Below are 23,508 nucleotides of genomic sequence, written 5' to 3'. Positions count from 1 at the left end.
TCGCCACGCATTTGGAGGGAATCATGGTTGATGATAGTCCTAAAGTTAGTATAATCAACATACTGGATTTTCTAATAGGAATCATTATAGTAGTGTTATTTTCATTTGTTTCATTTTGGATTATGTTCGTTCGTGCCAATAGAATAGGCGCACTTCTTTCCTCAGAACATTTTGATTTTGACAAGATACTCTTACTTTGCGGAATAGGTATATCATTAATTCTGTCAACACTTCTATGGATTTTCTTAAGAAAAACTTTGTTAAAAAGAATATCTATTTTAAAATTATCAGTAAACCTATTTATTGTTTTTGCATTGCTGTGTTCTATATTGCTATTAACAGGCTTCTTAAGTGATCAGTGGGCAAAAAAATTTACAGTGGAAAAATGGAATGCTTATTCACAAATAAGAGAAGACTCTATGTCTGATTTTCATAGAAATTATAAGATTAAAGGAATGACTAAAGAACAAATAGTTGATCTTTTAGGAAGTAATGATATGTATATGAAACATGAGAATGGATATGACGTTTACTATTATGTTATTGGACAATTCCTTATTGCAACCGACTACTTTAGAATTTATATGAAAGATAACATAGTAGAAAAATTCGATAATTATAGGGACTAAAGATTATAAGGAGAATATATGGAAATTAAATCGTCAATACAAGATGAACTTTTTCAAATAGAACAGCGCTTGCTTCATCCAGAAGTTCGAACATCAAAGGAAGACCTAATGGTTATTCTAGCAGATGACTTTGTTGAGTTCGGAAGTTCAGGGCATATATTTTACAAGCAACAGATTATCGAAGACTTAATACAAAGTCATACTGCACAAATGGAAATAAAGGATTCATTACGAAGTTCAATCTGGAAGTTTATCGATGATAGATGGCAAATTGTCTTTCATCAAGGAACACCTATAGTGAACATATAATGTAAATCAGTTCGTAAATCAATTCAAATATATAAGTAAAAGAGGGATGAATGTGAGAAATAGAATGCCATTTGCTCCAAAATTACTTGTATTCCTGCATTTACTATTAGGAATAGGGGCAATTTTCGGTGGAAGTGTGTTAATCATTGATCCAAGTGGAGCGTTAATCAAAATACCAATTAGCTTGCTAGAATACTCTCCTTTTAATAGTTTTTTGATTCCAGGAATAATACTTTTTATAATTTTAGGGATAATTCCCTCAATCGTAGCTTTTGCTCTAGTAACAAAATGGCAGAATAAAGCAGCAGACAGGTTAAACATTTTTAAAGAGAAGCTTTGGTCGTGGACCTACTCAATTTATATAAGTTTTGCGCTAATTATTTGGATTACTCTAGAAGCTTTCTTCATTAAAGATATAGTAATAATCCATGTTATATATATTTTCCTTGGATTAGCAATACAGGCTGTTACATTGCTGCCATCTGTACAAAAATACTATACGAAGGGTTAAAAGAACAAAAAACAGGTCACTACCCTAGTGAACACATAAAAAAACTCTCCAACTTCGCCGCTTAAAACGACAATGTGGAGAGTACTTCCTCTATAGTCTTACATATTTGCTGCAATATTGAGGTTGGTTCTTGAAGCAATATGATTCATTACTTTGTATACGGTCGATGGAGATTTTGTGCATTTAACAACTCTATATTCCCTGGATGTTTCACCAAATAAAGTTTTAAGATTATCCAGGACCTGATTTTTCAGTGTGTTAAATTTTGCCTCATCGACAATGTGATGCTGGTCATGCTTCAACAGCTGCTCGATTTCGCTGTATAAGGTTTTAAACTTACTCATAGATACCCTTTCTTTCATTATAGAATACACACAAATAATATTTTAGCAAAAAGAAATATACTTGTAAATAATAACTTATCCAATTTTCTATTTAATCTAAATAAAGTTTTAATGAATTTTAAAAGTAGTTAGGGTATTTTAAATAAATCAATACAAAAATATGATTAGGAGCTGTTCATTTTAGGAGGAAAAGTTTTGCGTAAAGATTGGGATTTTTACTTTTTAGATATTGCTTTTCAAGTGGCTAGTCGAAGTACCTGTCCAAGACGGAGTGTAGGTGCGGTTATTGTTAAAGATAAAAGAATTAAGGGAACGGGTTACAATGGAAGCCCATCGGGCCTTGCGCACTGTACAGAAGAAGGATGCCTTATTATTAATGATCATTGTGTCAGAACAATACATGCAGAGGTTAATGCATTATTAGAATGCAGTCCCGATGAGAGAAAAGATGCTACGATATATATTACCGATCGCCCATGTGCCGAATGTTCAAAACTAATTATTTCATCCGGTATAAAACGGGTTGTCTATGGACGAGATTATCATATCGATTTCGATTGGTTTTCTCAAGCACCTTGGATTGAGATGATTCATTTAGATACAGACATTCATAAAAAATAATAAAGGTTAGTTGTATTAACAAACTATCCATCTAGGAATTTATTGTGATGTTTTAATAAATGGATTTAGTCTTGAAAGGAAAAATTCCATGAATAATATATCGAACATAGACGCCATTCCTAAGGAATATATGGATGATCCGGATTTTCAATCGAAACTGAAGACGGTATTAGTTGGCGATGCAATTGGCTGCGAAAAGATTTATGTTAACATAGACTATGTTAAACCCGGTGCTGAAAGTGTAAAGTATCATTCACATTCAAGACAGGAAGAATTCTTTCTTATACTCAGTGGGCAAGGTGTTTTAAGAATCGACGGAAAAGAAATATCAATAAAGACAGGCGATGTTATTTCAAAGCCTGCCGGCAAAGATATAGCCCATCAGTTTATCAATAATAGCGAAGAATTATTGCAGATCCTTGATGTTGGGACTCGTGAAAAAGATGATATAATTACATATCCTGATGAAGACCTAATGCTTATTAAAGATAAACAATTAGTCTTTAATATAGTCGATAATGTTAAGGAGTGGTCTTCAGAACCTAATAAATAATATCTTGATTTAATGTGGCAAAGATCAGAGATTTAAGGGACAGCCTTCTATGACGGTCTCTAAATTAAAATTATATAACAGCGAAAGGTGACAAGTTTTGAAAAAGTACGATACAGTTATTTTTGATTTAGACGGAACATTGCTTAATAGTCTTGAAGACCTTACAGATAGTGTCAACTATGTTTTAGCGTTGCATGATTTTCCACTTAGAAATATAACAGAGATTAGAAACTTTGTGGGTAATGGTGTTGGACGATTGATTGAACTTTCTATTCCTGACGGGCTTAATAATATGTACTATGAACAATGCATATCTGAGTTTCGTATCCACTATTCCAAGAATATGGGGAATAAGACTCGGGCTTATGACGGGATAATGGAGCTTTTCGGACAATTATCTAACGATGATTTTAAGATGGCCATTGTGTCGAATAAATTTGATGCGGCAGTAAAGGAACTTGCTCAAGATTATTTTCAAGGATATATAAAGGTAGCAATTGGAGAATCAAAAGATGTCGCCAGAAAGCCTGCTCCCGATAGTGTAATAAAAGCACTGGAACAATTGGGCTCTGTTCCTGATAAAGCAGTATATGTAGGCGATTCAGAAGTGGATGTTAAAACGGCGAAAAATGCCGGCTTAACGTGTATTGGTGTAACTTGGGGATTTAGAGATCGGGAAGTCTTAGAGCGTGAAGGTGCAGATTATATCATTAATAAACCAGAAGAATTGTTGAAAGTAGTTTGTGATTAGCGTTATATTTGTATGATTTCTGATGGATGGCTAGGTGAAAAGATGAGCGTTGTTTAGTCATTCAACGCAAAATGGAGCGGCTTAGTGCCGCTCCATCCATTGCTTCCATTTTAGGTTACCCCAACTATTGACATAGAGCCTTTTTAACAACTGCACAGGCAAAGGAGGCGGCCAAGCTAATGTAGCTTGGCCGCCTCCTTTGCCTGTGCAGTGCGGCCGTTATCGCTTCTAACCCTTTCGCTCTGCTTTAGGGGGACTGCTTCGATTTGCCGCATATTTTTAAAAAGCGCTGCATGGGTACGGTCAGAAACTTATCCGTGCGGTAAATGACGGAGAGCGCCCAGGGAAATTCCGGGTTCTTCAGGTGGAGATGACACACACGGCCGGCGTACAGCTTGTCGATCAGGGGCCTGGGCAAAATGCTGACACCCTGATTGTTTGCAACCATCTCCAATAGCAAATCCCATTGGGAGCTTTCAAAAACGATGTTCGGCGTAAAGCCCGCGGCTTTGCAGCGTTCCAGCATTACATCGTAATACATATAATCCGGAGAAACCATTAAGAAACGCTCCGCCCCCAGTGCCCCGAAGTTCACGCAGCTTTTGGCGGCAAGCGGATGCTGCTTGGGAACGACCAGCACCGCCTCCGAGTGAAAAACGGTTTGGCTGTAAAACTTATTGTCTGAAAACGGTTCGATCACCACGCCCAAGTCGAGCGTTCCTTCGCCCACCAGATCCCGGATCGATTTGGAGGTGATCTCCGTAATCTGTAAGTCGGTTTCCGGGTAAGCCTGCCGAAATTGATAAATCAGAGAGGAAAAATAGATGGTTCCGGCGGAAGGGGGGAGACCGAGCGTCAGGGTACCACCCGCGCAGCGCAGCTGCTGTTCCAGCTCCTGCGTCTGCGTGTGATAATAGTCCAGCAGCTTTGTTGCGTATTCATAAAATGCCAAACCGTCCTGCGTAATCAGAAGATCCTTCGCCCGGCGTCCGATGAATTCCGCCTGAAATTCATTCTCCAGTGCGCGAATGGCCTTGCTCAGGGTCGATTGGCTGACGAAAAGCTTCTCAGCCGCTCTTGTAAAATTGCGTTGCTTTACCACTTCTACATAGTAAGCAAGCTGAATCATTGTCATTGGGGATTTCCTCCTCAATGTTTTTTATTCTATTTTCATTATACTGGGAAATCTTGTGATTGTAATCCCGAAATTGTTGATCAAAAGTGCTTTTGTATGAATTTGATTCATACGGGTATGAAATTTTTGTATTTTTCTTCTGAAAAAACACCGTGCTATGATAATAGTAAGGAAATGCTTTGGCCAAAGCAGACGAAATTGAATAAACTGCTTGCGCGCGGCAGTATGCAAGCGAGAGGAGAGGTATTTGTGCAAGAGCAAGAGAAAAAAGTATCTTCCGTCAGGGCCATACTGATTGAAACGGTGATGTTTTTCACATACGCGTTTTTCGCCGTGAACTGGGTCGCCGGCAGCACGCTGACGCCGCAGATTATGAAGTATTTCAATCTGCAGTCGTTTGCGTCGGCAACCTTTATTTCCAACGCCATCACCATCGCAAAAATCATCGGTAACTTCATGGCCGCCGGAATTCTTGTCAAGCTGCTGCCAAAAAAGGCGATCGGCTTGGGTTCTGGGCTGATTGTCGCGGGCAGCGCGCTGGCTGTGCTGGCGCCGCAGTATTGGATTTTTATTTTGGGTCGCTTCCTTATGGGGTTTGGTGGCGCGCTGTATGTGGTTTATTTCAGCCCCGTTGTCATTCACTTTTTTGCCCCTGAAAAGCGCCCGACGGTCAATGCGCTCAATAACGTGGCCTACAATGTCGGAGGAATCATCGCAATGCTGATCGTCGGCCCGGTCATCCGCTGGATGCAGACCTGGCAGTACAGCATGGCGTTTTTCGCGGCAATCAGCGCCGTATTGTTTATCGCATGGCCGGTTTTGGGACAGGACTTTGAGCTGAACCGTTCATCCGGTGCGGATACGGAGAAATATACCATGGGGGATGCGATCAAGGAAAAAATCAACTGGTTCCTGCCGCTTACCTATTCCGGATTACTTACCTTCTACATTGTGCTGCTCAATATTTTCCCGATTTCCGGCGTAACCGCAATCAACTCTAAAACACTCAGCATCTTGGTGGCGGTCGGCGGCGTCGTCGGTTCCGTGCTGGCGATTATGCTGTCCAAGGTATACTTCAAGCGCCTGCCCGTGATCCGTTGGAGCGGTCTGGCCATGATCTTGTTCGGCGTGCTGATGTTTAACACGAAAAACGGTATGCTTTCAATGATTGCCGCCTTTGCCATCGGCGTGCTGATGTTCCTGCCGATCACCTCCCTCGTAATGATTCCGCAGGAATTGCCGAACATGTCCCCCGCAAAGCTGACGACCATTATGGGGCTGTTCTGGGCGCTGTCCTATGTGATCGAATCGGTTGTGTTCTATCTGATCGGCATTGTGATCGACAAATCCGGGTATTCGGCCGGACTGACCATCGCGCTGGTGATGAGCGCAACCTTCTTCCTCGGATCGTTCCTCCTTCCGGAAACAGGGCGCACAGCAAAGGAAAAGAAGCAGTAAGTATGGAAAGGAAGTTTTTTATGAAATCGTTTGAAGAAATATACCGTGAGAAAAAAATGACCGCCGAACAGGCGCTGAAATTAATTCAGGACAACGATTATATGTTTTCCGCCCAAGCGGCCGGGGAGCCCGAGGCGATTCTTGAAAAATTGCAGTACCTCAAGAAAACCGGCGTAAAAAATACGGTTCTGAACACCTGCCTGCCCCTAAAGTATTACGAGGCGTTCAAGGACCCTGAAATGAAGGGGGTTATGGCGCATAACGGCTGGTTTTTCAATGCCGGTCTGCGCGACGCACAGACCAAAAAACTGGTGAGCGATGTGCCCCAAAGCTCTACCTCCATTCTGCGCAAAACCCTTGACCGCATCGCTTATGAAAACCGCCGTCCCGTGGTGCTGACCACTGTATCCCCCATGGATCAGCACGGCTATATGTCCCTGTCCGTCAGCGCGATTTATGAGCGGGACCTGATCAACAAGGGGGCGCTTGCCATCGTGGAGGTGAACCCCAATTTCCCCCGTACCTTCGGTGACACACAGGTTCACATTTCCGAGGTTGCGGCAGTTGTGGAATCCGACCGCCCCATCTTCAAAAGCAAGCTGGCTCCCTACACCGAAACGGATGCGGCAATCGGCAGATATATTGCCTCACTGATCGAGGACGGCTCCACGATTCAGCTGGGAATCGGCAATATTCCGAATGCGGTGGCGACGGAGCTGAAGAGCAAGCGCCATTTGGGAATCCACACAGAAATGTTTACGGAAACCATGGTGGATTTGATTGAATGCGGCGCAGTGGACAATTCCCAAAAGGGTCTGCTCAACGGCTACTCGGTTTGCTCTTTCACAATGGGCAGCCAGAGGCTGTACGACTACATCGACAACAATCCATCTGTTTTGTTTAAGTCCTGCACCTTTACCAACGACCCGTACACCATTGGGAAAAACAACAAATTTGTTTCGGTGAACGCCACACTGGAGGTTGACCTTACCGGCCAATGCGCTTCGGAAACGGTCGGCCACACCCAGTGGTCCGGCACGGGCGGACAGTCGGAAACCGTGCAGGGCGCGCAGATGTCTCTCGGCGGCAAGTCGATTATCGCCATGCACTCCACCTATACCACCAAGGACGAAAGCGGCAAAGAGGTTCTTCACTCGAAGATTGTGCCGTTTTTGCAGGAAGGCTCGGTCGTCACCACGTCCCGCAACGACACGGACTACGTGGTGACGGAATACGGCATTGCCTGGCTGCGCGGGCTAAATGTGAGCCGCCGCGTCGAAGCGCTCATCAACATTGCGCATCCGGACTTTCGCGAGGAGCTGCGCCGCCAAGCCGAAATAAACAGGATTTGGTAAAAAACCGTTTTCCCTCGCATAGCAACACCCCCTGTTGTAGTTGTTTTCCTACAGCAGGGGGTGTTTTGTCATTCTAAGGATTCCTGTAAATCATAATACGGATTTCATTTTTAAAGTTAATAAAGTAAAAGATAGCCTGGATTGGGAGAAAACGAAAGTTTAGCTCGCTATCCAGGCTGCTTATTTATATTGCGTATAAAAACCGACGATAAAGAATTAAATTAATTTTTTACGGCCGAATATATGCCCATCCCGAAGCTTGTTTTCGTACAAGTTCACCGACACCTGCAGGAACGACATCTACAAAATCGTAAAGTTGCTCTTTTTCGATCTTTAAATTGCGCAAGGAATTTGCGCAAGCACAAAATCTAACTTTTTTAGGGGCTAATTGTTCCAACATGGGTTGAAACTCATTGCCTTTGATAAGCACTTTTACCGCATCCCCGTTGGCAACCATTTCAATCTCCAGATTTTCTTTACCCATATCCAGAATTAAGTTGAGGATATTATTCAGTACCATACCGCCCTTGGCGAATTCATCAATGTGGAAAATCACGTTGTATTTGTCCATAATTTTTCCTCCTCATGCTTAAGATATTAGTCCAAATCAAGCTTGATAATTAGGATATTTGGCCTCCTTAAAAAGTATAACCTACATTATGGGTTAAGGGTTGAAAGCTTGAAATCAAATTATTTAATCATGATGATTATAAATGGGAATTTTACAACCCATAGGAAGACCTTTACACTTATAAGTGATTATAATAACAAACACAATATTTTTAAGGGGGTAGAAAATTTGGGACTCGTAATTTATGCGTTAATAACCATGCTATTATTCATCGGACTTTCAGTCCGTAAAGCAAATCAATTTGCTAAAATGCCTCTTCATGGACGCCAGGATCTTTACCCTATCCCAAAAGAAAAAGGTCATGAACATGGCGGTTCTTACTATGAAGAAGTGGGCTGGTGGAAAAAGCCAAGGGAAACTTCGGGAGCCTCTGAACTCAAGGATATGCTCAAGGAAATGCTCTTTATCAAAAAGCTTTTTGATAACCAAAGGCCCTTTTGGTGGATTTCTTATGCGCTGCATTTAGGAATCTATTGCCTCATGGGCTGGACTATTCTGCTCGTAGTTGGTGCGATCACTGAGTTTTCAGGCGGGACGGTTGCATCTTTGTCTTCTGCCTGGGGAATGCTGATCTACTATGCGACGCTGTTATTCGGTTGGATTGGGTTCTTATTGGTCGCCGTAGGTGCGGCAAGCTTAATTTTACGCCGTCTTACAAATTCACAATTAAGCCGATATACAACACCTCAAGAGTATTTTAATCTACTACTTATTTTTGTTGTTGCAGTTACAGGTATTGCCGTTTGGGGTGATACGGGTATGACCGGAGCACTTGCCGCAATGGAAAGTGTCCTTTCCTTCCAACCCTTGAATGCCAGTCCCCTTCTTGCTGTCCATATTATTTTGCTGGGAATCATGCTTACGTATATTCCGTTAAGCAAAATGAGTCATTATGTTGGGAAATACTTTACCTTCCACAAAGTTCTTTGGGAAAACGAACCTAATCTTCCTGGCAGTAAGATTACAGAACAAATGAAAAAGGCAGCGGGAAAGAAACCCCAGAATTCCTGGTCAGCTCCGCATATCAAGGGGTAATCTCTCCCTGCAATACCTTAAATAATTTGAGTTGATGAGAGGAGCATATTTAAATGCTAGATCAGAAAGACTTAAAGCCTCGTGACCTTCAACGCCCTGACGAGCAGCTTGTAAAGTTAACCGATAAAGATATCATGCCTTTACCAAAACCTTATGATAAACCGGGTATGGAGCCTTCATTTACCGAGCCTAAGGCAGCCTGGAAAGAAAAATATTGCACTTCACTCGATGGATTTGTGGCTTTGGATACATTGACAAGACCCAAAACGCCGGAGGCTGAGGAAGAATTTGTTCAAAAGTTTTTAAGCGGTTTGGAGAAAATCTTCTCGGATTGTAATGGCGGGATTCTGCAGCCCTTATCTCTGACGTTTGAATACTGCGCTAAATGCAATACATGTTCAGAGGCATGCCATGTCTATGAAGGTTCCGGAAATAACGAGCTCTATCGTCCGATCTTCCGTTCAGAAGTCTTGCGCAAGCTTTACAAAAAATACTTTACCACCAGCGGAAAGGTTTTTGGCGGACTCGTTGGAGCAGATATGGATGCGACTTGGGAAAGCGTTGCGCGTTTAGGTGAAGCGGCTTATCGCTGCAATCTATGCCGCCGCTGTGCACAAACCTGTCCGTTAGGCCTGGATAACTCCATTCCGGCTAAGGAAATCCGCAAGATCTTTAGTCAGGAAATGGGGATTGCACCTTCTCCTATTCATAGCAAAGGAACGGTGAATCAGCTTAAAACGGGATCCTCTACAGGGCTTACAAAACCCGCTTTTTTAGATACAGTAGAATTTCTTGAAGAAGAACTTGAGGAAAAATTTGGACGCAAGATTAAGTTTCCCATTGATAAAAAAGGTGCCGATATCCTTTTAGTTCATAATGCGGGTGAATTTATTGCTTGGCCGCAAAACCCGATGGCTTTTGCGATTCTTTTTGAAGAAGCTGGTTTGAACTGGACGCTCAGCAGTGAAATGATGGGTTATGACAGCGTTAACTATGGCATTTGGTATGATGATATTCAGGCTAAGCGTGTTGCGACTGGACAAATGACGGCAGCTAAGGACTTAGGAGTCCAACGCGTCGTTATCGGTGAATGCGGGCATGCGCATAAAGCGGCCGCAGTTATTGCAGACAGAATGGTTTTTGGCGATGCGAAGGTTCCTGTAGAAAGCTGTTTCCCTTTATTGCGTGAAATTGCGTTTTCCGGAGCTTTGAAATTTGATCCGAGCAAAAACAATTTCCCAGTAACGCTTCATGATCCGTGCAACGTTGTAAGGCAAATGGGAATTGTTCAACCTCAACGGGACATTTTGAAATTAATTGCTCCCCAATTCAGAGAAATGACTCCTCACGGCGTAGATAACTATTGCTGCGGCGGAGGAAGCGGTTTTGCCATTATGAATTCGCCTAACTTTGGAGAGTTCCGGAACAAAGTCAGTGCCCGCAAGAAATTCGCGCAAATTCTTAACGCTTTCCAAGATACGATTGAGGATCCATCCGTTGTTAAATATATATGTGCGCCTTGCTCCAACTGCAAGGGAACTATACGCGGATTATTGGAGTATTACGAAGCAACAGAAAAATTCAATTTGCAATATGACGGTTTAGTCGAGCTCATGGTAAATGCTCTTGTCAGCATGGATAAGCCGTACTTTGAGTTCCTGGAATCCTAAAAAGTTAGCTTGATGGCTCTGAGCTAAAGGCTTAGAGCCATCAATGACATCGAAAGGAGCGAGAGCATTGCGTGTCGTCATTATCGGGGGTGTGGCTACAGGGCCTAAAGTAGCCGCACGGTTAAAGCGTATTATGCCCCAGGCGGATGTTGTCATTGTTGAGCAAGGCAAGGTGTTGTCTTATGGTGCATGCGGGTTGCCCTTGTACCTGGGAAATTTAGTGCCGAGAATTGAAGATCTAATGACTACTTCTGCAGGGATACTTAGAGATACCAGTTACTTTGCGGATCGAAAGGGTGTTACTGTCTTATCTGAGACTCGGGCTATCGCTATCGATCGTGCTCAGAAAACAGTTCATATCCGTGATTTATCAAACGGAGCAGAACGGGATTTAGTGTATGATTTTTTAGTTTTGGCTACAGGCGCTAAACCAAGCTTGCCGACAATCCCGGGTATTGAAAGTCAAAATGTATTTACGCTGCGCCATCCGAGTGATGCGGAAAAACTCAAAGCTTTGATTCAAGCTAAACAGGTAAAACACGTTACGGTTATTGGCGCAGGTTTTATTGGACTTGAAATTGCCGATGCTTTAGCGAGCCCGCGCTTAAAAGTTACGGTTTGTGAAAGCCAGTCCCATGTCTTGCCCCGGCTGCTTGATCTTGAAATGGCGAGAGGTGTAGAAAGCAAGATGCGCAGCCGAAGTATTGATCTTCGCTTAGGCTGTCAGGTCAAAGCCATTGAATGTGATGCCGAGGGAAAAGTCAACAGAGTTGTCACGGCACAAGGGCAAATCGAAACAGAACTTGTAATTATAGCCATCGGTGTTAAGCCGGAAGTCGAACTCGCATGTCAGGCTGGATTAGCCATTGGTTCAACAGGTGCTATCCAGGTTAACGACTTCATGCAAACAGATGATCCCTTCATTTATGCGGGCGGAGATTGTGCGGAACAGATTAACCTCATCACTGGTCAAGCGGTGTATATCCCGTTAGCTTCAACAGCAAATAAGCAGGGCAGGGTTATCGCTGATAATATTACGGGGAGAAAAGTAGAATTTCCCTCTATTTGTGGAACCTCTGTTTTACAGGCTTTTGATTTAAATATTGGACGAACGGGCTTAAGCGAAAATGAAGCTCGGAAATTTGGCTATGATGTTATCACAAGTTTGAGCAGCGGACTCGATTCGATGCACTATTATCCGATGCATGCGGCAGTTACGATTAAACTTATTGCCGATGCCAGATCGGGGCGCCTTTTAGGAGCACAGGTTTGCGGAATGGGCGAGGGGATTAAACGTCTGGATGTTTTGGCAACGGCAATTCGATTTGGAGCTCGGGTTGAAGATATCGGCGGTTTAGATTTAGGTTATGCCCCCTCGTTCGCAACAGCTATCGATGTGCTTATTCATGCGGCGAATACCTTGGAGAATAAGAGTCATGATGTAGTAAACAGCATAACTCCGCTTGATCTCTTAAAACGTTTGCAGCAGGGAGAAGAAATACAATTTGTTGATGTCCGTGAAAAGGATGAAGTAAAAGCGAATCCATTAAACTTTCCCAAAGTTATTGCAATTCCTTTAGGAGAGTTACGTAAACGTTACCGTGAAATTCCGTATGAAGGGGCCGTTGTTACTGTGTGTGAACTGGGTATACGTGCTTATGACGCAGCGTGTATCCTAAAATCTCATGGTTTTAAAGGGGTTTGCTTCTTAGAAGCAGGGACTTCCGTCTGGAAAACATTAAGTTCATAATTATATACCTAATTTCACAATGAGTTTTCTATATTGTACAATTACGATTTTATATTTTACAGAAGTGACCTATCGTAGTTAAATAAGAATTGAAAAGACAATGTGTAAATTAACACAAGAACAAACATTTCCCTTTTAAGAATCATTCCAAGGATCCGAAATTGTCTGCCATATTCTTTCTGGATTGTTGAAATCAACGTGAAGGAGGTGGATTAAAGATGTTTATCGTTAGTATTGATGCAGACACGTGCTCAGGCTGCAATGCATGCGCTGATGGTTGTCCTGCACATCTTCTCAAATTTAATGGTGAGAAGACCGAAGTAGTTGGTGATGAAACTGAATGCATGGGCTGTGAGAGCTGCGTCACTGTGTGCCCAACAGGTGCTGTATCCATTACAGAAATGTAAAAATATCAATTCGTAAAGCGGAGGTTGTGCCATGACTGAAAAGAAAACGCCACAACTAGATGAACTGGAAAATGGAAAATGGCCTAGTTTTGTGTCGGAAATTAAAAAAGCTGCAGTGAAAAGCGAAGCTGCAGGCGAGCTTCTCCAAGTCTTAGAAAGATCTTATAAGGAGAAAAAAGGACACTGGAAACATGGTGGTATTGTTGGTGTAAGAGGTTACGGCGGCGGCGTTATTGGCCGTTATTCCGACATGCCGGAAGAGTACCCGCATTTGGCAGAGTTCCATACGATGCGTGTCAATCAACCGAGTGGCTGGTTCTATACTACGGAAAAACTTCGGACGCTCTGTGATATTTGGGAAAAACATGGCAGCGGTTTGACAAACTTCCACGGTGCAACGGGTGACGCCATTATGCTGGGAATGAGAACTGATCAAATTACACCGGCATTCGAGGAATTCAGTGAAGCTGGTTTTGACCTTGGCGGTTCCGGTTCTGACTTGAGAACTCCAAGCTGCTGCGTGGGCCCAGGCCGTTGCGAATATGCTTGCTACGATACCTTAGAGGCTTGCCATAACATTACAAATACGTATCAAGATGAACTTCACCGCCCGATGTGGCCTTACAAATTTAAATTCAAATTCTCCGGCTGTGCTAATGACTGCACTGCTTCTATTGCACGTTCTGACTGTGCCGTTATCGGTACTTGGCGTGATACCATTCAATTCGATCAAGCTGAAGTAAAAGCTTATGCTGAAAGCGGCATGGATATTCAAGGCGAGGTTTGTGATTATTGCCCAACCCGCTGTCTGAAATTCAATCATGAAACCAAAGAGCTCAGCGTCATTGCTGAAGACTGCACCCGCTGTCATCATTGCATCAACGAAATGCCTAAAGCAGTTAAGGCTGGGAAAGAAAAAGGGGCTTCCATTCTTCTTGGAGGTAAGTCAACGATTGTGCAATCTGCCTTCATGGGTTGGGTTATCGTTCCTTTCATCAAAATGGATCCCGCAGATGATTTTGAAGAATTTAAAGATCTCGTGGGCCGCATCTGGGATTGGTGGGATGAAAACGGTAAAACCCGTGAAAGAATCGGTGAAACCATCTATCGTATCGGCATGAGCAAATTCCTTGATGCAGTTGGCTTGCCGCCTGTGCCTCAAATGATCTTCCGTCCACGTGCTAACCCATACGTCTTTTGGCCAGAAGACGAAATCAATAAATAAGAAATACAGAGAGGTGGATAAAAATGGCTAAACTTGATCAGGGACCTCCATATTATAAAGAGATGCTCCCTCCAGTGATTTTGGAGAACTACGGAAAATGGCGCTATCATGAGAATCCAAAACCGGGCGTGCTCAAGCATGTTTCCCAATCCGGAGCAGAACTGTATAGCGTTCGTGTAGGATCCCCTCGGTTAGTAAGTATCGATTTTATCCGTGATCTGTGTGCACTGGCTGATGAGTATTGCGACGGTTATCTTCGCTTCACAGCTCGTCACAACGTTGAGTTTTTAGTTTCTGATCCTGCCAAGGTTGAACCTCTTATTGCAGCACTCGAGGCTAAAGGCTTGCCTGTTGGTGGAACCGGACATGCGCTTAGGAACATCGTTCATACTCAAGGATGGGTGCACTGCCATACACCCGCAACGGATTCTTCAGGAATTGTTAAATCCGTTATGGATGACCTATACGAATATTTCGTTTCTATGAAATTACCTTCTTCACTTAAAATCAGTCTTGCTTGCTGTTTGAACATGTGTGGAGCAGCGCACTGCAGTGACATTGCTATTGTCGGCATACACAGAACACCTCCTCGGATCAATCACGAGTTGATCAGGAAAGGAACTGAAATTCCGAGCTTGGTTGCATGTTGTCCTACAGGAGCAATTCGCCCCAATCCAAAAGAGAAAAGTGTTCAGGTTAATGAAGAAAAATGTATGTACTGCGGTAACTGTTACACGATGTCTCCGGCAATGGAGATTGCTGACCCCAAAAATGACGGCGTAGCGATCCTTGTCGGAGGAAAAGTATCAAATGCTCGCACCAATCCGATGTTTTCGAGAATGGTTATTCCTTATATCAAAAACAATCCGCCGCGTTGGCCTGAGGTAACGGATGCAATTCGCAATATTGTTGAAGTTTGGGCAGCCAATGCACGCAAAGGCGAGCGTATTGGAGAATGGATTGAAAGAATCGGATGGGAAAAATTCTTTAGCCTAAGCGGTATCGAGTTTACGGATAAAGTCATTGATGATTTTATCTTCTCGAGAGAAACCTTCCGTACATCTGCAGCTTTCAAATTCTAGTCCCAAAATATGAAAAGAGGGGATTCCTATGGAAAAAGGACCCGCTAATCCCGAGATTAAGAAAAAAGTCTTAGCTTTTCTTGAAACCGTAGAAAAAGCGAAAAGCAAGGAAATTGCGGCTAAAATCGGTGAGAAGAAAGCTGATGTCGATCTGGCAGTGAAAGAACTCGCACTGGAAGATAAAGTAGAGTATCTCTACATTACAACGACATTCGTAGCACTTAAAGGAAAAGTAAAAGCTCCGAACGAGCAATAATGACTAGCTTTTGCAGGGAAGCATTGCTTCCCTGCAAAAGCTAAAAAAAGTAATTAATGAGAAATACAAGTGTATTGTATGATATGGCTTTCGTATGCTCTTCGGTTATAAAGTTCAAGGAGTTGGCAAAGATGGACATGGGGCTTAGGGGTTTGATTGAGGAAAAAAAGCCAGTCATTATAAAAAGATGGTTCGAAGCCATTATTAATACTTATCCGGCAGATACATCTGGTTTTATGAAAAAACAAAAAGATCCATTTGCCAATCCAGTTGGATTTACGTTTTCGCAGGGTATAGAAAAGATCGTTACAGCCCTTCTTCTAGGAGAAGATATGGCAACGGTAACCGAATCTCTCACTGATATGATTAAAGTGAGAGCGGTTCAGAACTTTACACCTTCACAGGCCGTAGCTTTTGTCTTTACCTTAAAAAAGATTATTCGAGAAGAATTGGGTGGAACAATCGAGAAGCGCCACATCTCCGAAGCGCTTAATGCTTTCGAAGTTAAAATTGACGAGCTGGCTCTTTCTTCTTTTGATATATACTCACAATGCCGTGAGCAGCTAAACGAGATTAAAGTTATGGAATTAAAAAATATGACATTCGGATTGTTAAGGCAGGCGAACTTGGTCAAAGATTTACCGGCTGAACAGTCGGGAAATGGTGAACTAAGCGTCAAAACCAAGAGAAAAGAGGGTGTGAAGTGAAAGCCTTATTTTCTTTATTTGCAGTACTTCTCGTAATGTTGGTGGGATATATTGGGGCTGATGTTGCAAATTTACAGTATTTATTCGGGATAATCATCCCCTATGCAGCTTTGTTGCTTTTTGTTGGAGGCTTTATTTATCGGATTACCCAATGGGCGAGTTCACCTGTCCCTTTTCGTATTCCTACAACCTGCGGACAAGAACAGTCCTTGCCTTGGATTAAGCAAAATAAGATCGATAATCCCAGCACGAAGTTCGGGGTCTTCCTCAGAATGGTCCTAGAAGTACTCTTTTTCAGATCATTATTTCGCAATATAAAAACGGAACTGCGAGTTGACGAAAACGGACCTAAAATCGGTTACGGTTCTAACAAATGGCTCTGGCTATTTGGATTGATCTTCCACTGGTCTCTTCTTATTATTTTGCTTCGCCATTTGCGTTTATTCTTAGAACCGATTCCCTTTTTCGTGAGTGTATTAGATAGTGCTGACAGCTTTTTGCAAATCGGTTTACCTCAGCTCTATATTACAGATATCTTATTTGTCTGTGCGATAACTTATCTTTTTCTCAGAAGAATTGTTGTACCCCAAGTCAAATATATCTCCATGGCTGCGGATTATTTTCCATTGTTTATGCTGATGGGAATCGGCGGAACCGGAATGCTGATGCGCTATTTCCTTCGAGTCGATATCGTCTCCGTAAAAGAGCTGGTACTGGGGTTAATTACCTTTAACCCGCATATTCCGGCGGGAATCTCAGGTGTATTCTATATTCATCTCTTCCTGATCTGCGTTTTGTTCATCTATTTCCCGCTAAGCAAATTGATGCATATGGGCGGCATTTTCTTGAGCCCGACACGGAACATGGCGAATAATAACCGCATGGTAAGGCACATCAATCCTTGGAATTACCCTGTTAAAGTCCACACTTATGAAGAGTATGAGGATGAATTCAGAGAAAAAATGATCAAGGCAGGGATACCGGTAGAAAAGGAGTGAGATTAGAGAATGGCGAAATTTAAGCTCCCAAAGCCTGATGAATTATCAAAGATTAGCTATGCGCCACCGACAACGGAGTGGATGGATACGCCTACCTCCTTTAATCCGGGTACTTTCGCCTGGGGGGCTAAGGGGAAAAACCTCGAAACTGTAGGCTTTCCGAATCCAAGAGATTGGTCTCCGGCGGACGAGGACTGGAAGCTTCCTGAAAACTGGAAGTCTACGGTTTTAGAAGGAATTGCAGAGCGTTTAAGCAAATATCGTTCCTTTAAAATCATGATGGATATCTGTGTTCGCTGCGGTGCTTGTGCAGATAAATGCCATTTTTATATTGGTACAGGCGATCCGAAAAATATGCCTGTACTTCGGGCAGAACTTCTTCGTTCGGTTTATCGCAAATACTTTACACCGTCGGGGAAACTATTGGGCAAACTTGCAGGTGCCAGAGAACTGACAGAAGATGTCATCAAGGAATGGTGGTATTACTTCTATCAATGTACGGAATGCCGTCGTTGTTCCGTCTTTTGCCCCTACGGAATTGACCAAGCGGAAATAACAATCATCGGGCGAGAGCTGCTTAATTTATTAGGGTTAAATATCGACTGGATTGCCGGGCCTGTAGCGGCTTGTTATATGAAGGGAAACCACCTGGGTCTTGAACCTCATGCCCTTATAGGAAATATCGATATGATGTGTGATGACATCGAAGATATAACAGGCATCCGTGTGAACCCAACATTTAATCGTAAAGGTGCGGAAATTCTTTTTGTAACGCCTTCCGGTGACTTTATGGGAGATCCGGGAATCTTTACGTGTATGGGTTATTTAATGCTTTTCCATGAACTTGGACTGGATTACACCTTTAGTACCTATGCTTCTGAAGGCGGAAATTTCGGCTTCTTTACTTCAAATGAGATGGCGAAAAGGCTCAACTCTAAAATCTATGCCGAGGCGAAGCGCCTTGGTGTCAAATATATCATTGGCGGCGAATGCGGTCACATGTGGAGAGTTGTCCATCAATATATGGGCACATGGCAGGATGCTCCCGATTTCCTTGAAGTGCCGGTCTCGCCGATAACAGGAACACGATTTGAAAATGCGGCAGCTACGAAAATGATTCACATTGCGGAGTTCACAGCAGATTTAATCAAGCACAACAAGCTAAAGTTGGATCCTTCGCGCAATGATCATTTGAAGGTTACCTTCCATGACTCCTGCAACGTTTCCCGTGGTATGGGGATGCTTGAAGAACCGCGTTATATCATCAATAACGTATGCAATAACTTCTATGAAATGCCGGAGAATACGATCCGTGAAAAAACCTTCTGCTGCGGGGCCGGTTCAGGACTCAATGCCACTGAAAATATGGAAGAACGCATGAGAGGCGGTTTAGCCCGCGGCAATGCCGTGAAATATGTTCGGGACAAATACGGAGTTAATGCTTTAGCCAATGTTTGTGCAGTTGATCGTGCCGCTTTGCCTGCTGCTATGAACTACTGGGCGCCGGGTGTTGATGTATACGGCGTGCATGAGCTGGTTGCCAATGCCTTGGTTATGAAGGGTGAAAAGGAAAGAACAACGGATTTGCGCGGAAACGATTTACCCGTAAAGGAGGGTAAAGCTGATGAATAAAAAAGGCGGAATCCTCCTTGGTCTCTTGATCTTTGTTGTCATTGTCGCTTCACCTATTCTTTATAACAAAGGAAAAGCAAAGGCAGCTCCTGTTATTAATCTGAATACTCCCGTCATTCAGCAATTATCGGATAAGGAATGTGTTGAACCCGCTGAGTATATGCGCCAGAATCATATGCAGCTTCTTTTGCAATGGCGCGATGCGAAAGTGCGCGATGGGCAAAGCGTTTATATCAACAGCAAAGGAAAAGCCTATGATATCAGTCTCGAAGGAACTTGTTTAAAGTGTCATGATGATAAAACTGTATCCGACAGCGTTACATCAAATGCTGCTAAACCGAACGTTTCTGCACCTAATGCTGCGACAACGAATCTTACTTCTGATGGCAGCAATCAATTTTGTTTCTCTTGTCATAATTATGCTTCAGTTAAGCCTAACTGTTGGAACTGCCATTCCGATCCAAGGGGGGCACAGAAATGAGTATTGATAGAAGACAATTTCTGAAAAGAGCAGGGGTTCTTACAGCCCTAGGAATTGGAGGCACCACTTTTTTATTTAATAGTCTTAATACGGCAACACCGGCTGAAGCTTCTGAATTTGCTTCCCCGCAAAAGGGATTAAAAGGGAAGCGTTGGGGCATGGTCGTGGATATGAAGAAGTTTAAGACTAAAGAAGACATTCAACTCGTTATCGATTCTTGCCATAAGATCCACAATGTGCCCAACTTTGGTAATCCAAAGGATGAAATCAAGTGGATTTGGACGGATAGTTTTGAGCATGTTTTTCCGGGTACAGAAAATAAATACTTAGATGAAAACACCGAAAAATTGCCCTTTCTGGCGCTGTGCAATCATTGTGATAATCCTCCCTGTGTTAGAGCATGTCCGACGCAGGCGACTTTTAAGCGTAAAGACGGTGTAGTCGGCATGGATTTCCACCGTTGTATCGGCTGCCGTTTCTGTATGGCTGCTTGTCCTTTCGGTGCAAGAAGCTTCAACTTTAGAGATCCCAGACCGTTTATCAAGGAAATCGATCCTGATTATCCGACAAGAACCCAAGGGGTTGTGGAGAAATGCAATCTATGTGTGGAACGGCTGGATCAAGGTCTTCTGCCAGAATGTGTAGAGGCTTCCAAAGGTGCTATAGTCTTCGGTGACTTGGATGATCCGAATTCTGAGGTCCGTAAAATACTCAGTAAGAACTATACGATTCGCCGTAAGCCCAATTTGGGAACTGAGCCTAGCATTTATTACCTGATCGGGGGTGAAGAGAATGTTTGAGAAAGCCCTGACAGGAGGTAAGAAATATTGGCTTTGGATCTTTGCGCTCCTCTTTGTCATTGTAATGGCTGTTTTTGCCTACGCGAAGCAGTATAGTTACGGTCTTGGCATAACTGGGATGAGCAGAGATGTATCCTGGGGACTCTATATTTCTCAGTTTACATTTTTAGTCGGTGTTGCGGCTTCGGCAGTTATGGTTGCGATTCCTTACTATCTTCATAATTATAAAAAGTTTGGCCGGATTGTTATTTTAGGAGAGTTCTTAGCTGTATCCTCGGTCATTATGTGTATGCTTTTTATCGTCGTGGATATGGGGCAGCCCACTCGTGTCATGAATGTTATTCTTCACCCAACACCGCATTCCATGATGTTTTGGGACATGTGCGTATTATTCGGTTACTTGCTCATTAACTTGGTTATAGGCTGGACAACGTTAGGTGCCGAAAAGAAGGGATTTCCGCCGCCAGAGTGGGTTAAACCGATTATTTACCTTTCGATTCCCTGGGCTGTGAGTATTCATACCGTAACTGCGTTCTTATATGCCGGCTTACCGGGAAGACATCTATGGTTGACAGCGATTATGGCTGCGCGTTTCCTGTCCTCGGCTTTTGCGGCAGGTCCTGCAATTCTCATTCTTTTATGTTTAGTTGTGAGAAAACTGAGTACGTTTGACGCAGGTCATGAGGCAATTCAGTCCCTAGCCAAAATCGTTACTTATGCAATGATCGCGAATGTTTTCTTTTACTTCCTAGAAATCTTTACCGCGTTCTATAGTAATATCCCAGAAGCTAAGGATCCATTGATTTATTTGTTCTTTGGCCTGGACGGTTATAGCAGGCTGGTTCCCTTAATGTGGCTTGCAGCGGTTTTAGCTTTTGTCGGGATTATCTTATTGGTTATTCCTAAAACTCGCAAAAATGAAAGTATTCTTCCTTTTGCTCTGATCTCCGTCATCGTGGCGGCTTGGATCGATAAGGGGTTCGGGTTAGTCATGGGTGGATTTGTTCCTAATCCGATGGGACATATCACAGAATACACGCCAACTCCAACCGAGTTGATGATCACTTTCGGGGTATATGCAATTGGTATCTTGCTCGTAAGTATCTTCTATAAAATTGTAATTGCCGTAAGAGAAGATAATCCTGATCCAATGCATTAAACCTCGATTATTAACACAGCGGGTCCATTAAAATTAAGTATAAAACGATTTAAAAGGAGGAAATTAAAAATGGCTGAACTAGTTGTAAATGGAGTTTCATACGCCTTAGACGAAGATGGATTCCTTGAAGATGCTTCAGTATGGAATGAAGACGTAGCCAAAGCGTTAGCTCCCAATGAGGAGGTAGAAGAACTTACCGACGCTCACTGGAAAGTAATTAACTATCTCCGCGATTATTATGATCAATTTGGTGTTTCGCCAATGGTTCGTAAGCTTCTTAAAGATACCGGATACACCAATGCAACAATCTATGAATTATTCCCAACCGGCCCTGGGAAGGGAGCTTGCAAAATTGCCGGCCTTCCTAAACCAACGGGTTGCGTGTGATTATCTAAGCGATTCCCCATTCAATTTATAGAGCTTCTGAGTATTGCCCAATGAGGCTCCGATAAGAAAGGTTGTGGAGAATATGGCATTAGCAAATCAAGAACAGGACTCAAACAAATGCAGCATCTCACGCTTAGTTATCGGAGCCCCCCAAGGGCGATCTGGGAAAACAACCGTTACTCTAGGTATACTTAGAGCCTTGAGCAGACAAGGATATCAAGTACAGCCGTACAAGAAAGGCCCGGATTATATTGATCCCAGCTGGCATTCTGCTGCTGCAGGGAGATTATCCCGTAATCTTGACCCGTTTCTTATGACAAAGGAAGAAATTTGTCGTTCAATAGCTCTTCATTCTTGCGACTGTCAGTTCAGTATAATTGAGGGCGCAATGGGCTTGTATGACGGTTTAGATCTGGAAGGAAGCGCTTCTACAGCTGAACTTGCTAAAATGACAGGATCTCCTGTTTTACTTGTTGTCGACGCCACGAGAATTACACGAAGTACTGCGGCCATTGTTATGGGCTGTCAGCACTTAGACCCGGAGATTAACATTGCCGGAGTGATTTTAAATAAGGTCGCAAGATCACGTCATGAGAAAATAGCGCGTGAATCCATTGAAAAATATTGCCGTGTTCCTGTGGTCGGGGCAATACCTAAAGATGCGCTCATTTCGATTCCTGACCGGCACTTAGGCTTAATAACAAAGGGTGAAGTGGATGAAACAGAGGACCTGCTGGAACATCTTGCCGATGTTATTTGTGAATACTCGAACATATCTGATATAATGTCCTTAGCTTTGACAGCACCGGAATTAAAGTATGTTCCAAAGGCGGAGTTTTTAAGTATTTCCGGATATCAACAAAAAATTAAAAATATGCATACGCCGCGGATAGGGATTATTCGCGATGCCGCATTCAGTTTCTATTACCCGGAGAACCTGGAAGCATTAGAATCACTGGGTGCTGAGCTGATACCATTCAGCGCTCTTACAGAGGAGCATTTACCGGAAGACCTTGATGCGCTCTATATCGGCGGGGGGTTTCCAGAAGTTTTTGCAGAACAATTGACAGGAAATACGACACTCCGCCAAGAGATTTGCACCGCTGGTGAGGGCGGGCTGCCCATCTATGCAGAATGCGGTGGTTTAATGTATCTTGGCCGGTCAATTATAATCGGTGATAATAAACACGACATGGTGGGATTGCTTCCTTTAGATACGAAATTGGAAAAGAAACCGCAAGGACATGGTTATACTATTATGCAAGGGACGGAAAACAATCTTTGGTTTAACCAAAAGAAAATACGCGGACATGAATTTCACAACTCTCGTGTCATTAATTTAGATAAAACTAAGGTCGAATTTGGATTTACGATAGAAAAAGGAAGCGGTATTGATGGCAATTATGATGGAATTTGTTATAAAAACGTTTTAGCGTCCTATAATCATATTCATGCCATCGGCACTCCAAGCTGGGCAGAACAAATGCTGAAACTAGCGCATCAATATTGTGAAAAACGGTGGGAGAAAAGAGAAAAAGTAGCTGGAGAATAGTATTATTCGTAAGTTCTTTAATCGGAATAAAGAATGAATAATCCTGATGAAGGAGCCGAATAATGGATGA

The 23,508-nt window shown here is 43.0% G+C and carries 26 protein-coding genes; 23 read left to right on the top strand and 3 right to left on the bottom strand.

Translation table 11 applies throughout. The annotated features are described in order from the left end of the window. Positions 1-23 precede the first annotated feature (23 nt). Genes ACHOLT_RS02490 through ACHOLT_RS02480 form a run of 3 tightly spaced genes read left to right on the top strand, consistent with a single transcriptional unit; the run spans position 24 to position 1,449 of the window. On the top strand, positions 24-629 hold the full coding sequence (locus tag ACHOLT_RS02490) for a hypothetical protein (protein WP_425805566.1): 606 nt from the start codon (positions 24-26) through the stop codon (positions 627-629). 18 nt (positions 630-647) lie between these two features. Next, positions 648-938, top strand: a complete 291-nt coding sequence (locus ACHOLT_RS02485; protein ID WP_425805565.1) for a hypothetical protein — start codon at positions 648-650, stop codon at positions 936-938. 46 nt (positions 939-984) lie between these two features. Beyond that, positions 985-1,449 carry a hypothetical protein gene (locus tag ACHOLT_RS02480; protein WP_425805564.1) on the top strand — a complete coding sequence of 155 codons (465 nt, stop codon included), beginning with the start codon at positions 985-987 and terminating at the stop codon, positions 1,447-1,449. A gap of 98 nt (positions 1,450-1,547) precedes the next feature. Here the strand turns inward: ACHOLT_RS02480 and ACHOLT_RS02475 are convergent, their stop codons facing one another. Next, on the bottom strand, positions 1,548-1,793 hold the full coding sequence (locus ACHOLT_RS02475) for a hypothetical protein (RefSeq protein ID WP_425805563.1): 246 nt from the start codon (positions 1,791-1,793) through the stop codon (positions 1,548-1,550). 195 nt (positions 1,794-1,988) lie between these two features. On the opposite strand from ACHOLT_RS02475, the gene ACHOLT_RS02470 reads away from it, so the two are divergent. The 3 genes from ACHOLT_RS02470 (at position 1,989) to ACHOLT_RS02460 (ending at position 3,718) form a co-directional block, all read left to right on the top strand. Beyond that, complete coding sequence (locus tag ACHOLT_RS02470; protein WP_425805562.1) at positions 1,989-2,414, top strand: deoxycytidylate deaminase; 426 nt, start codon at positions 1,989-1,991, stop codon at positions 2,412-2,414. Positions 2,415-2,502: 88 nt separating this feature from the next. Then, positions 2,503-2,967: a cupin domain-containing protein gene (locus tag ACHOLT_RS02465; RefSeq protein ID WP_425805560.1), complete on the top strand. Its 465-nt coding sequence runs from the start codon at positions 2,503-2,505 to the stop codon at positions 2,965-2,967. A gap of 97 nt (positions 2,968-3,064) precedes the next feature. After that, positions 3,065-3,718 carry an HAD family hydrolase gene (locus tag ACHOLT_RS02460; RefSeq protein ID WP_425805559.1) on the top strand — a complete coding sequence of 218 codons (654 nt, stop codon included), beginning with the start codon at positions 3,065-3,067 and terminating at the stop codon, positions 3,716-3,718. A gap of 247 nt (positions 3,719-3,965) precedes the next feature. Here ACHOLT_RS02460 and ACHOLT_RS02455 read toward each other — a convergent pair whose 3' ends face one another. Next, entirely contained in the window at positions 3,966-4,853 is an 888-nt protein-coding gene (locus tag ACHOLT_RS02455) for a LysR substrate-binding domain-containing protein (protein ID WP_425805558.1), read from the bottom strand. Positions 4,854-4,949: 96 nt separating this feature from the next. Here ACHOLT_RS02455 and ACHOLT_RS02450 point away from each other — a divergent pair, with 96 nt between their 5' ends. Both ACHOLT_RS02450 and ACHOLT_RS02445 read left to right on the top strand, forming a co-directional pair. Next, positions 4,950-6,311, top strand: coding sequence for an MFS transporter (locus tag ACHOLT_RS02450; protein ID WP_425805557.1), 1,362 nt, complete (start codon positions 4,950-4,952; stop codon positions 6,309-6,311). Between the two features lie 20 nt (positions 6,312-6,331). Further along, on the top strand, positions 6,332-7,666 hold the full coding sequence (locus ACHOLT_RS02445; protein ID WP_425805556.1) for an acetyl-CoA hydrolase/transferase family protein: 1,335 nt from the start codon (positions 6,332-6,334) through the stop codon (positions 7,664-7,666). Between the two features lie 229 nt (positions 7,667-7,895). Here ACHOLT_RS02445 and ACHOLT_RS02440 read toward each other — a convergent pair whose 3' ends face one another. Continuing rightward, the gene (locus ACHOLT_RS02440) at positions 7,896-8,237 is read right to left on the bottom strand and encodes a DsrE family protein (protein WP_425805555.1); all 342 of its coding nucleotides are present in this window, start codon (positions 8,235-8,237) and stop codon (positions 7,896-7,898) included. Between the two features lie 228 nt (positions 8,238-8,465). On the opposite strand from ACHOLT_RS02440, the gene ACHOLT_RS02435 reads away from it, so the two are divergent. The 15 genes from ACHOLT_RS02435 to ACHOLT_RS02365 all read left to right on the top strand — a co-directional run bounded on the left by ACHOLT_RS02435 (position 8,466) and on the right by ACHOLT_RS02365 (position 23,438). Continuing rightward, complete coding sequence (locus ACHOLT_RS02435; protein ID WP_425805554.1) at positions 8,466-9,332, top strand: respiratory nitrate reductase subunit gamma; 867 nt, start codon at positions 8,466-8,468, stop codon at positions 9,330-9,332. 53 nt (positions 9,333-9,385) lie between these two features. Continuing rightward, positions 9,386-11,002, top strand: a complete 1,617-nt coding sequence (locus tag ACHOLT_RS02430) for a (Fe-S)-binding protein (protein WP_425805553.1) — start codon at positions 9,386-9,388, stop codon at positions 11,000-11,002. Between the two features lie 67 nt (positions 11,003-11,069). Beyond that, on the top strand, positions 11,070-12,752 hold the full coding sequence (locus ACHOLT_RS02425) for an FAD-dependent oxidoreductase (protein WP_425805552.1): 1,683 nt from the start codon (positions 11,070-11,072) through the stop codon (positions 12,750-12,752). A 218-nt stretch (positions 12,753-12,970) separates the two neighbouring features. Then, entirely contained in the window at positions 12,971-13,159 is a 189-nt protein-coding gene (locus ACHOLT_RS02420) for an ATP-binding protein (protein ID WP_425805551.1), read from the top strand. 31 nt (positions 13,160-13,190) lie between these two features. Then, the gene (dsrA, locus tag ACHOLT_RS02415) at positions 13,191-14,384 is read left to right on the top strand and encodes a dissimilatory-type sulfite reductase subunit alpha (RefSeq protein WP_425805550.1); all 1,194 of its coding nucleotides are present in this window, start codon (positions 13,191-13,193) and stop codon (positions 14,382-14,384) included. A gap of 23 nt (positions 14,385-14,407) precedes the next feature. Beyond that, complete coding sequence (gene dsrB / locus ACHOLT_RS02410; protein ID WP_425805549.1) at positions 14,408-15,466, top strand: dissimilatory-type sulfite reductase subunit beta; 1,059 nt, start codon at positions 14,408-14,410, stop codon at positions 15,464-15,466. A gap of 28 nt (positions 15,467-15,494) precedes the next feature. Next, entirely contained in the window at positions 15,495-15,722 is a 228-nt protein-coding gene (locus ACHOLT_RS02405; RefSeq protein WP_425805548.1) for a hypothetical protein, read from the top strand. A 131-nt stretch (positions 15,723-15,853) separates the two neighbouring features. Then, positions 15,854-16,429 carry an RsbRD N-terminal domain-containing protein gene (locus ACHOLT_RS02400; RefSeq protein WP_425805547.1) on the top strand — a complete coding sequence of 192 codons (576 nt, stop codon included), beginning with the start codon at positions 15,854-15,856 and terminating at the stop codon, positions 16,427-16,429. Further along, positions 16,426-17,427, top strand: coding sequence for a sulfate reduction electron transfer complex DsrMKJOP subunit DsrM (gene dsrM / locus ACHOLT_RS02395; RefSeq protein WP_425805546.1), 1,002 nt, complete (start codon positions 16,426-16,428; stop codon positions 17,425-17,427). The genes ACHOLT_RS02400 and dsrM overlap by 4 nt, the downstream gene beginning before the upstream one ends. Before the next feature lie 9 nt (positions 17,428-17,436). Continuing rightward, positions 17,437-19,059 carry a sulfate reduction electron transfer complex DsrMKJOP subunit DsrK gene (dsrK, locus tag ACHOLT_RS02390; protein WP_425805545.1) on the top strand — a complete coding sequence of 541 codons (1,623 nt, stop codon included), beginning with the start codon at positions 17,437-17,439 and terminating at the stop codon, positions 19,057-19,059. After that, entirely contained in the window at positions 19,052-19,540 is a 489-nt protein-coding gene (gene dsrJ / locus ACHOLT_RS02385) for a sulfate reduction electron transfer complex DsrMKJOP subunit DsrJ (RefSeq protein WP_425805544.1), read from the top strand. The genes dsrK and dsrJ overlap by 8 nt, the downstream gene beginning before the upstream one ends. After that, positions 19,537-20,340 (top strand): sulfate reduction electron transfer complex DsrMKJOP subunit DsrO, encoded by an 804-nt coding sequence (gene dsrO / locus ACHOLT_RS02380; RefSeq protein ID WP_425805543.1) that lies wholly within the window; start codon positions 19,537-19,539, stop codon positions 20,338-20,340. The genes dsrJ and dsrO overlap by 4 nt, the downstream gene beginning before the upstream one ends. After that, the gene (gene dsrP / locus ACHOLT_RS02375) at positions 20,333-21,499 is read left to right on the top strand and encodes a sulfate reduction electron transfer complex DsrMKJOP subunit DsrP (RefSeq protein ID WP_425805542.1); all 1,167 of its coding nucleotides are present in this window, start codon (positions 20,333-20,335) and stop codon (positions 21,497-21,499) included. The genes dsrO and dsrP overlap by 8 nt, the downstream gene beginning before the upstream one ends. 69 nt (positions 21,500-21,568) lie before the next feature. Next, entirely contained in the window at positions 21,569-21,886 is a 318-nt protein-coding gene (locus ACHOLT_RS02370) for a TusE/DsrC/DsvC family sulfur relay protein (protein WP_425805540.1), read from the top strand. 82 nt (positions 21,887-21,968) lie between these two features. Next, a complete protein-coding gene (locus tag ACHOLT_RS02365; RefSeq protein ID WP_425805539.1) occupies positions 21,969-23,438 on the top strand; it encodes a cobyrinate a,c-diamide synthase in 1,470 nt (489 codons plus the stop codon). Positions 23,439-23,508 lie beyond the last annotated feature (70 nt).

It is taken from the genome of Desulfitobacterium nosdiversum, from assembly GCF_049860565.1.
GTDB classification, from domain to species: domain Bacteria; phylum Bacillota; class Desulfitobacteriia; order Desulfitobacteriales; family Desulfitobacteriaceae; genus Desulfitobacterium_A; species Desulfitobacterium_A nosdiversum.
The sequence above is the reverse complement of the archived record's forward strand: the minus strand, read 5'-3'. Positions and strand labels throughout refer to the sequence as shown.

Excerpts from the sequence above, each read along its gene's own strand:
- ACHOLT_RS02490 (WP_425805566.1), top strand. The coding sequence starts at position 24 with ATGGTTGATGATAGTCCTAAAGTTAGTATAATCAACATACTGGATTTT.
- ACHOLT_RS02485 (WP_425805565.1), top strand. The coding sequence starts at position 648 with ATGGAAATTAAATCGTCAATACAAGATGAACTTTTTCAAATAGAACAG.
- ACHOLT_RS02480 (WP_425805564.1), top strand. The coding sequence starts at position 985 with ATGAATGTGAGAAATAGAATGCCATTTGCTCCAAAATTACTTGTATTC.
- ACHOLT_RS02475 (WP_425805563.1), bottom strand. The coding sequence starts at position 1,793 with ATGAGTAAGTTTAAAACCTTATACAGCGAAATCGAGCAGCTGTTGAAG.
- ACHOLT_RS02465 (WP_425805560.1), top strand. The coding sequence starts at position 2,503 with ATGAATAATATATCGAACATAGACGCCATTCCTAAGGAATATATGGAT.
- ACHOLT_RS02455 (WP_425805558.1), bottom strand. The coding sequence starts at position 4,853 with ATGACAATGATTCAGCTTGCTTACTATGTAGAAGTGGTAAAGCAACGC.
- ACHOLT_RS02450 (WP_425805557.1), top strand. The coding sequence starts at position 4,950 with ATGAATTTGATTCATACGGGTATGAAATTTTTGTATTTTTCTTCTGAA.
- ACHOLT_RS02445 (WP_425805556.1), top strand. The coding sequence starts at position 6,332 with ATGAAATCGTTTGAAGAAATATACCGTGAGAAAAAAATGACCGCCGAA.
- ACHOLT_RS02440 (WP_425805555.1), bottom strand. The coding sequence starts at position 8,237 with ATGGACAAATACAACGTGATTTTCCACATTGATGAATTCGCCAAGGGC.
- ACHOLT_RS02430 (WP_425805553.1), top strand. The coding sequence starts at position 9,386 with ATGCTAGATCAGAAAGACTTAAAGCCTCGTGACCTTCAACGCCCTGAC.
- ACHOLT_RS02420 (WP_425805551.1), top strand. The coding sequence starts at position 12,971 with ATGTTTATCGTTAGTATTGATGCAGACACGTGCTCAGGCTGCAATGCA.
- dsrA (WP_425805550.1), top strand. The coding sequence starts at position 13,191 with ATGACTGAAAAGAAAACGCCACAACTAGATGAACTGGAAAATGGAAAA.
- dsrB (WP_425805549.1), top strand. The coding sequence starts at position 14,408 with ATGGCTAAACTTGATCAGGGACCTCCATATTATAAAGAGATGCTCCCT.
- ACHOLT_RS02405 (WP_425805548.1), top strand. The coding sequence starts at position 15,495 with ATGGAAAAAGGACCCGCTAATCCCGAGATTAAGAAAAAAGTCTTAGCT.
- ACHOLT_RS02400 (WP_425805547.1), top strand. The coding sequence starts at position 15,854 with ATGGACATGGGGCTTAGGGGTTTGATTGAGGAAAAAAAGCCAGTCATT.
- dsrK (WP_425805545.1), top strand. The coding sequence starts at position 17,437 with ATGGCGAAATTTAAGCTCCCAAAGCCTGATGAATTATCAAAGATTAGC.
- dsrJ (WP_425805544.1), top strand. The coding sequence starts at position 19,052 with ATGAATAAAAAAGGCGGAATCCTCCTTGGTCTCTTGATCTTTGTTGTC.
- dsrO (WP_425805543.1), top strand. The coding sequence starts at position 19,537 with ATGAGTATTGATAGAAGACAATTTCTGAAAAGAGCAGGGGTTCTTACA.
- dsrP (WP_425805542.1), top strand. The coding sequence starts at position 20,333 with ATGTTTGAGAAAGCCCTGACAGGAGGTAAGAAATATTGGCTTTGGATC.
- ACHOLT_RS02370 (WP_425805540.1), top strand. The coding sequence starts at position 21,569 with ATGGCTGAACTAGTTGTAAATGGAGTTTCATACGCCTTAGACGAAGAT.
- ACHOLT_RS02365 (WP_425805539.1), top strand. The coding sequence starts at position 21,969 with ATGGCATTAGCAAATCAAGAACAGGACTCAAACAAATGCAGCATCTCA.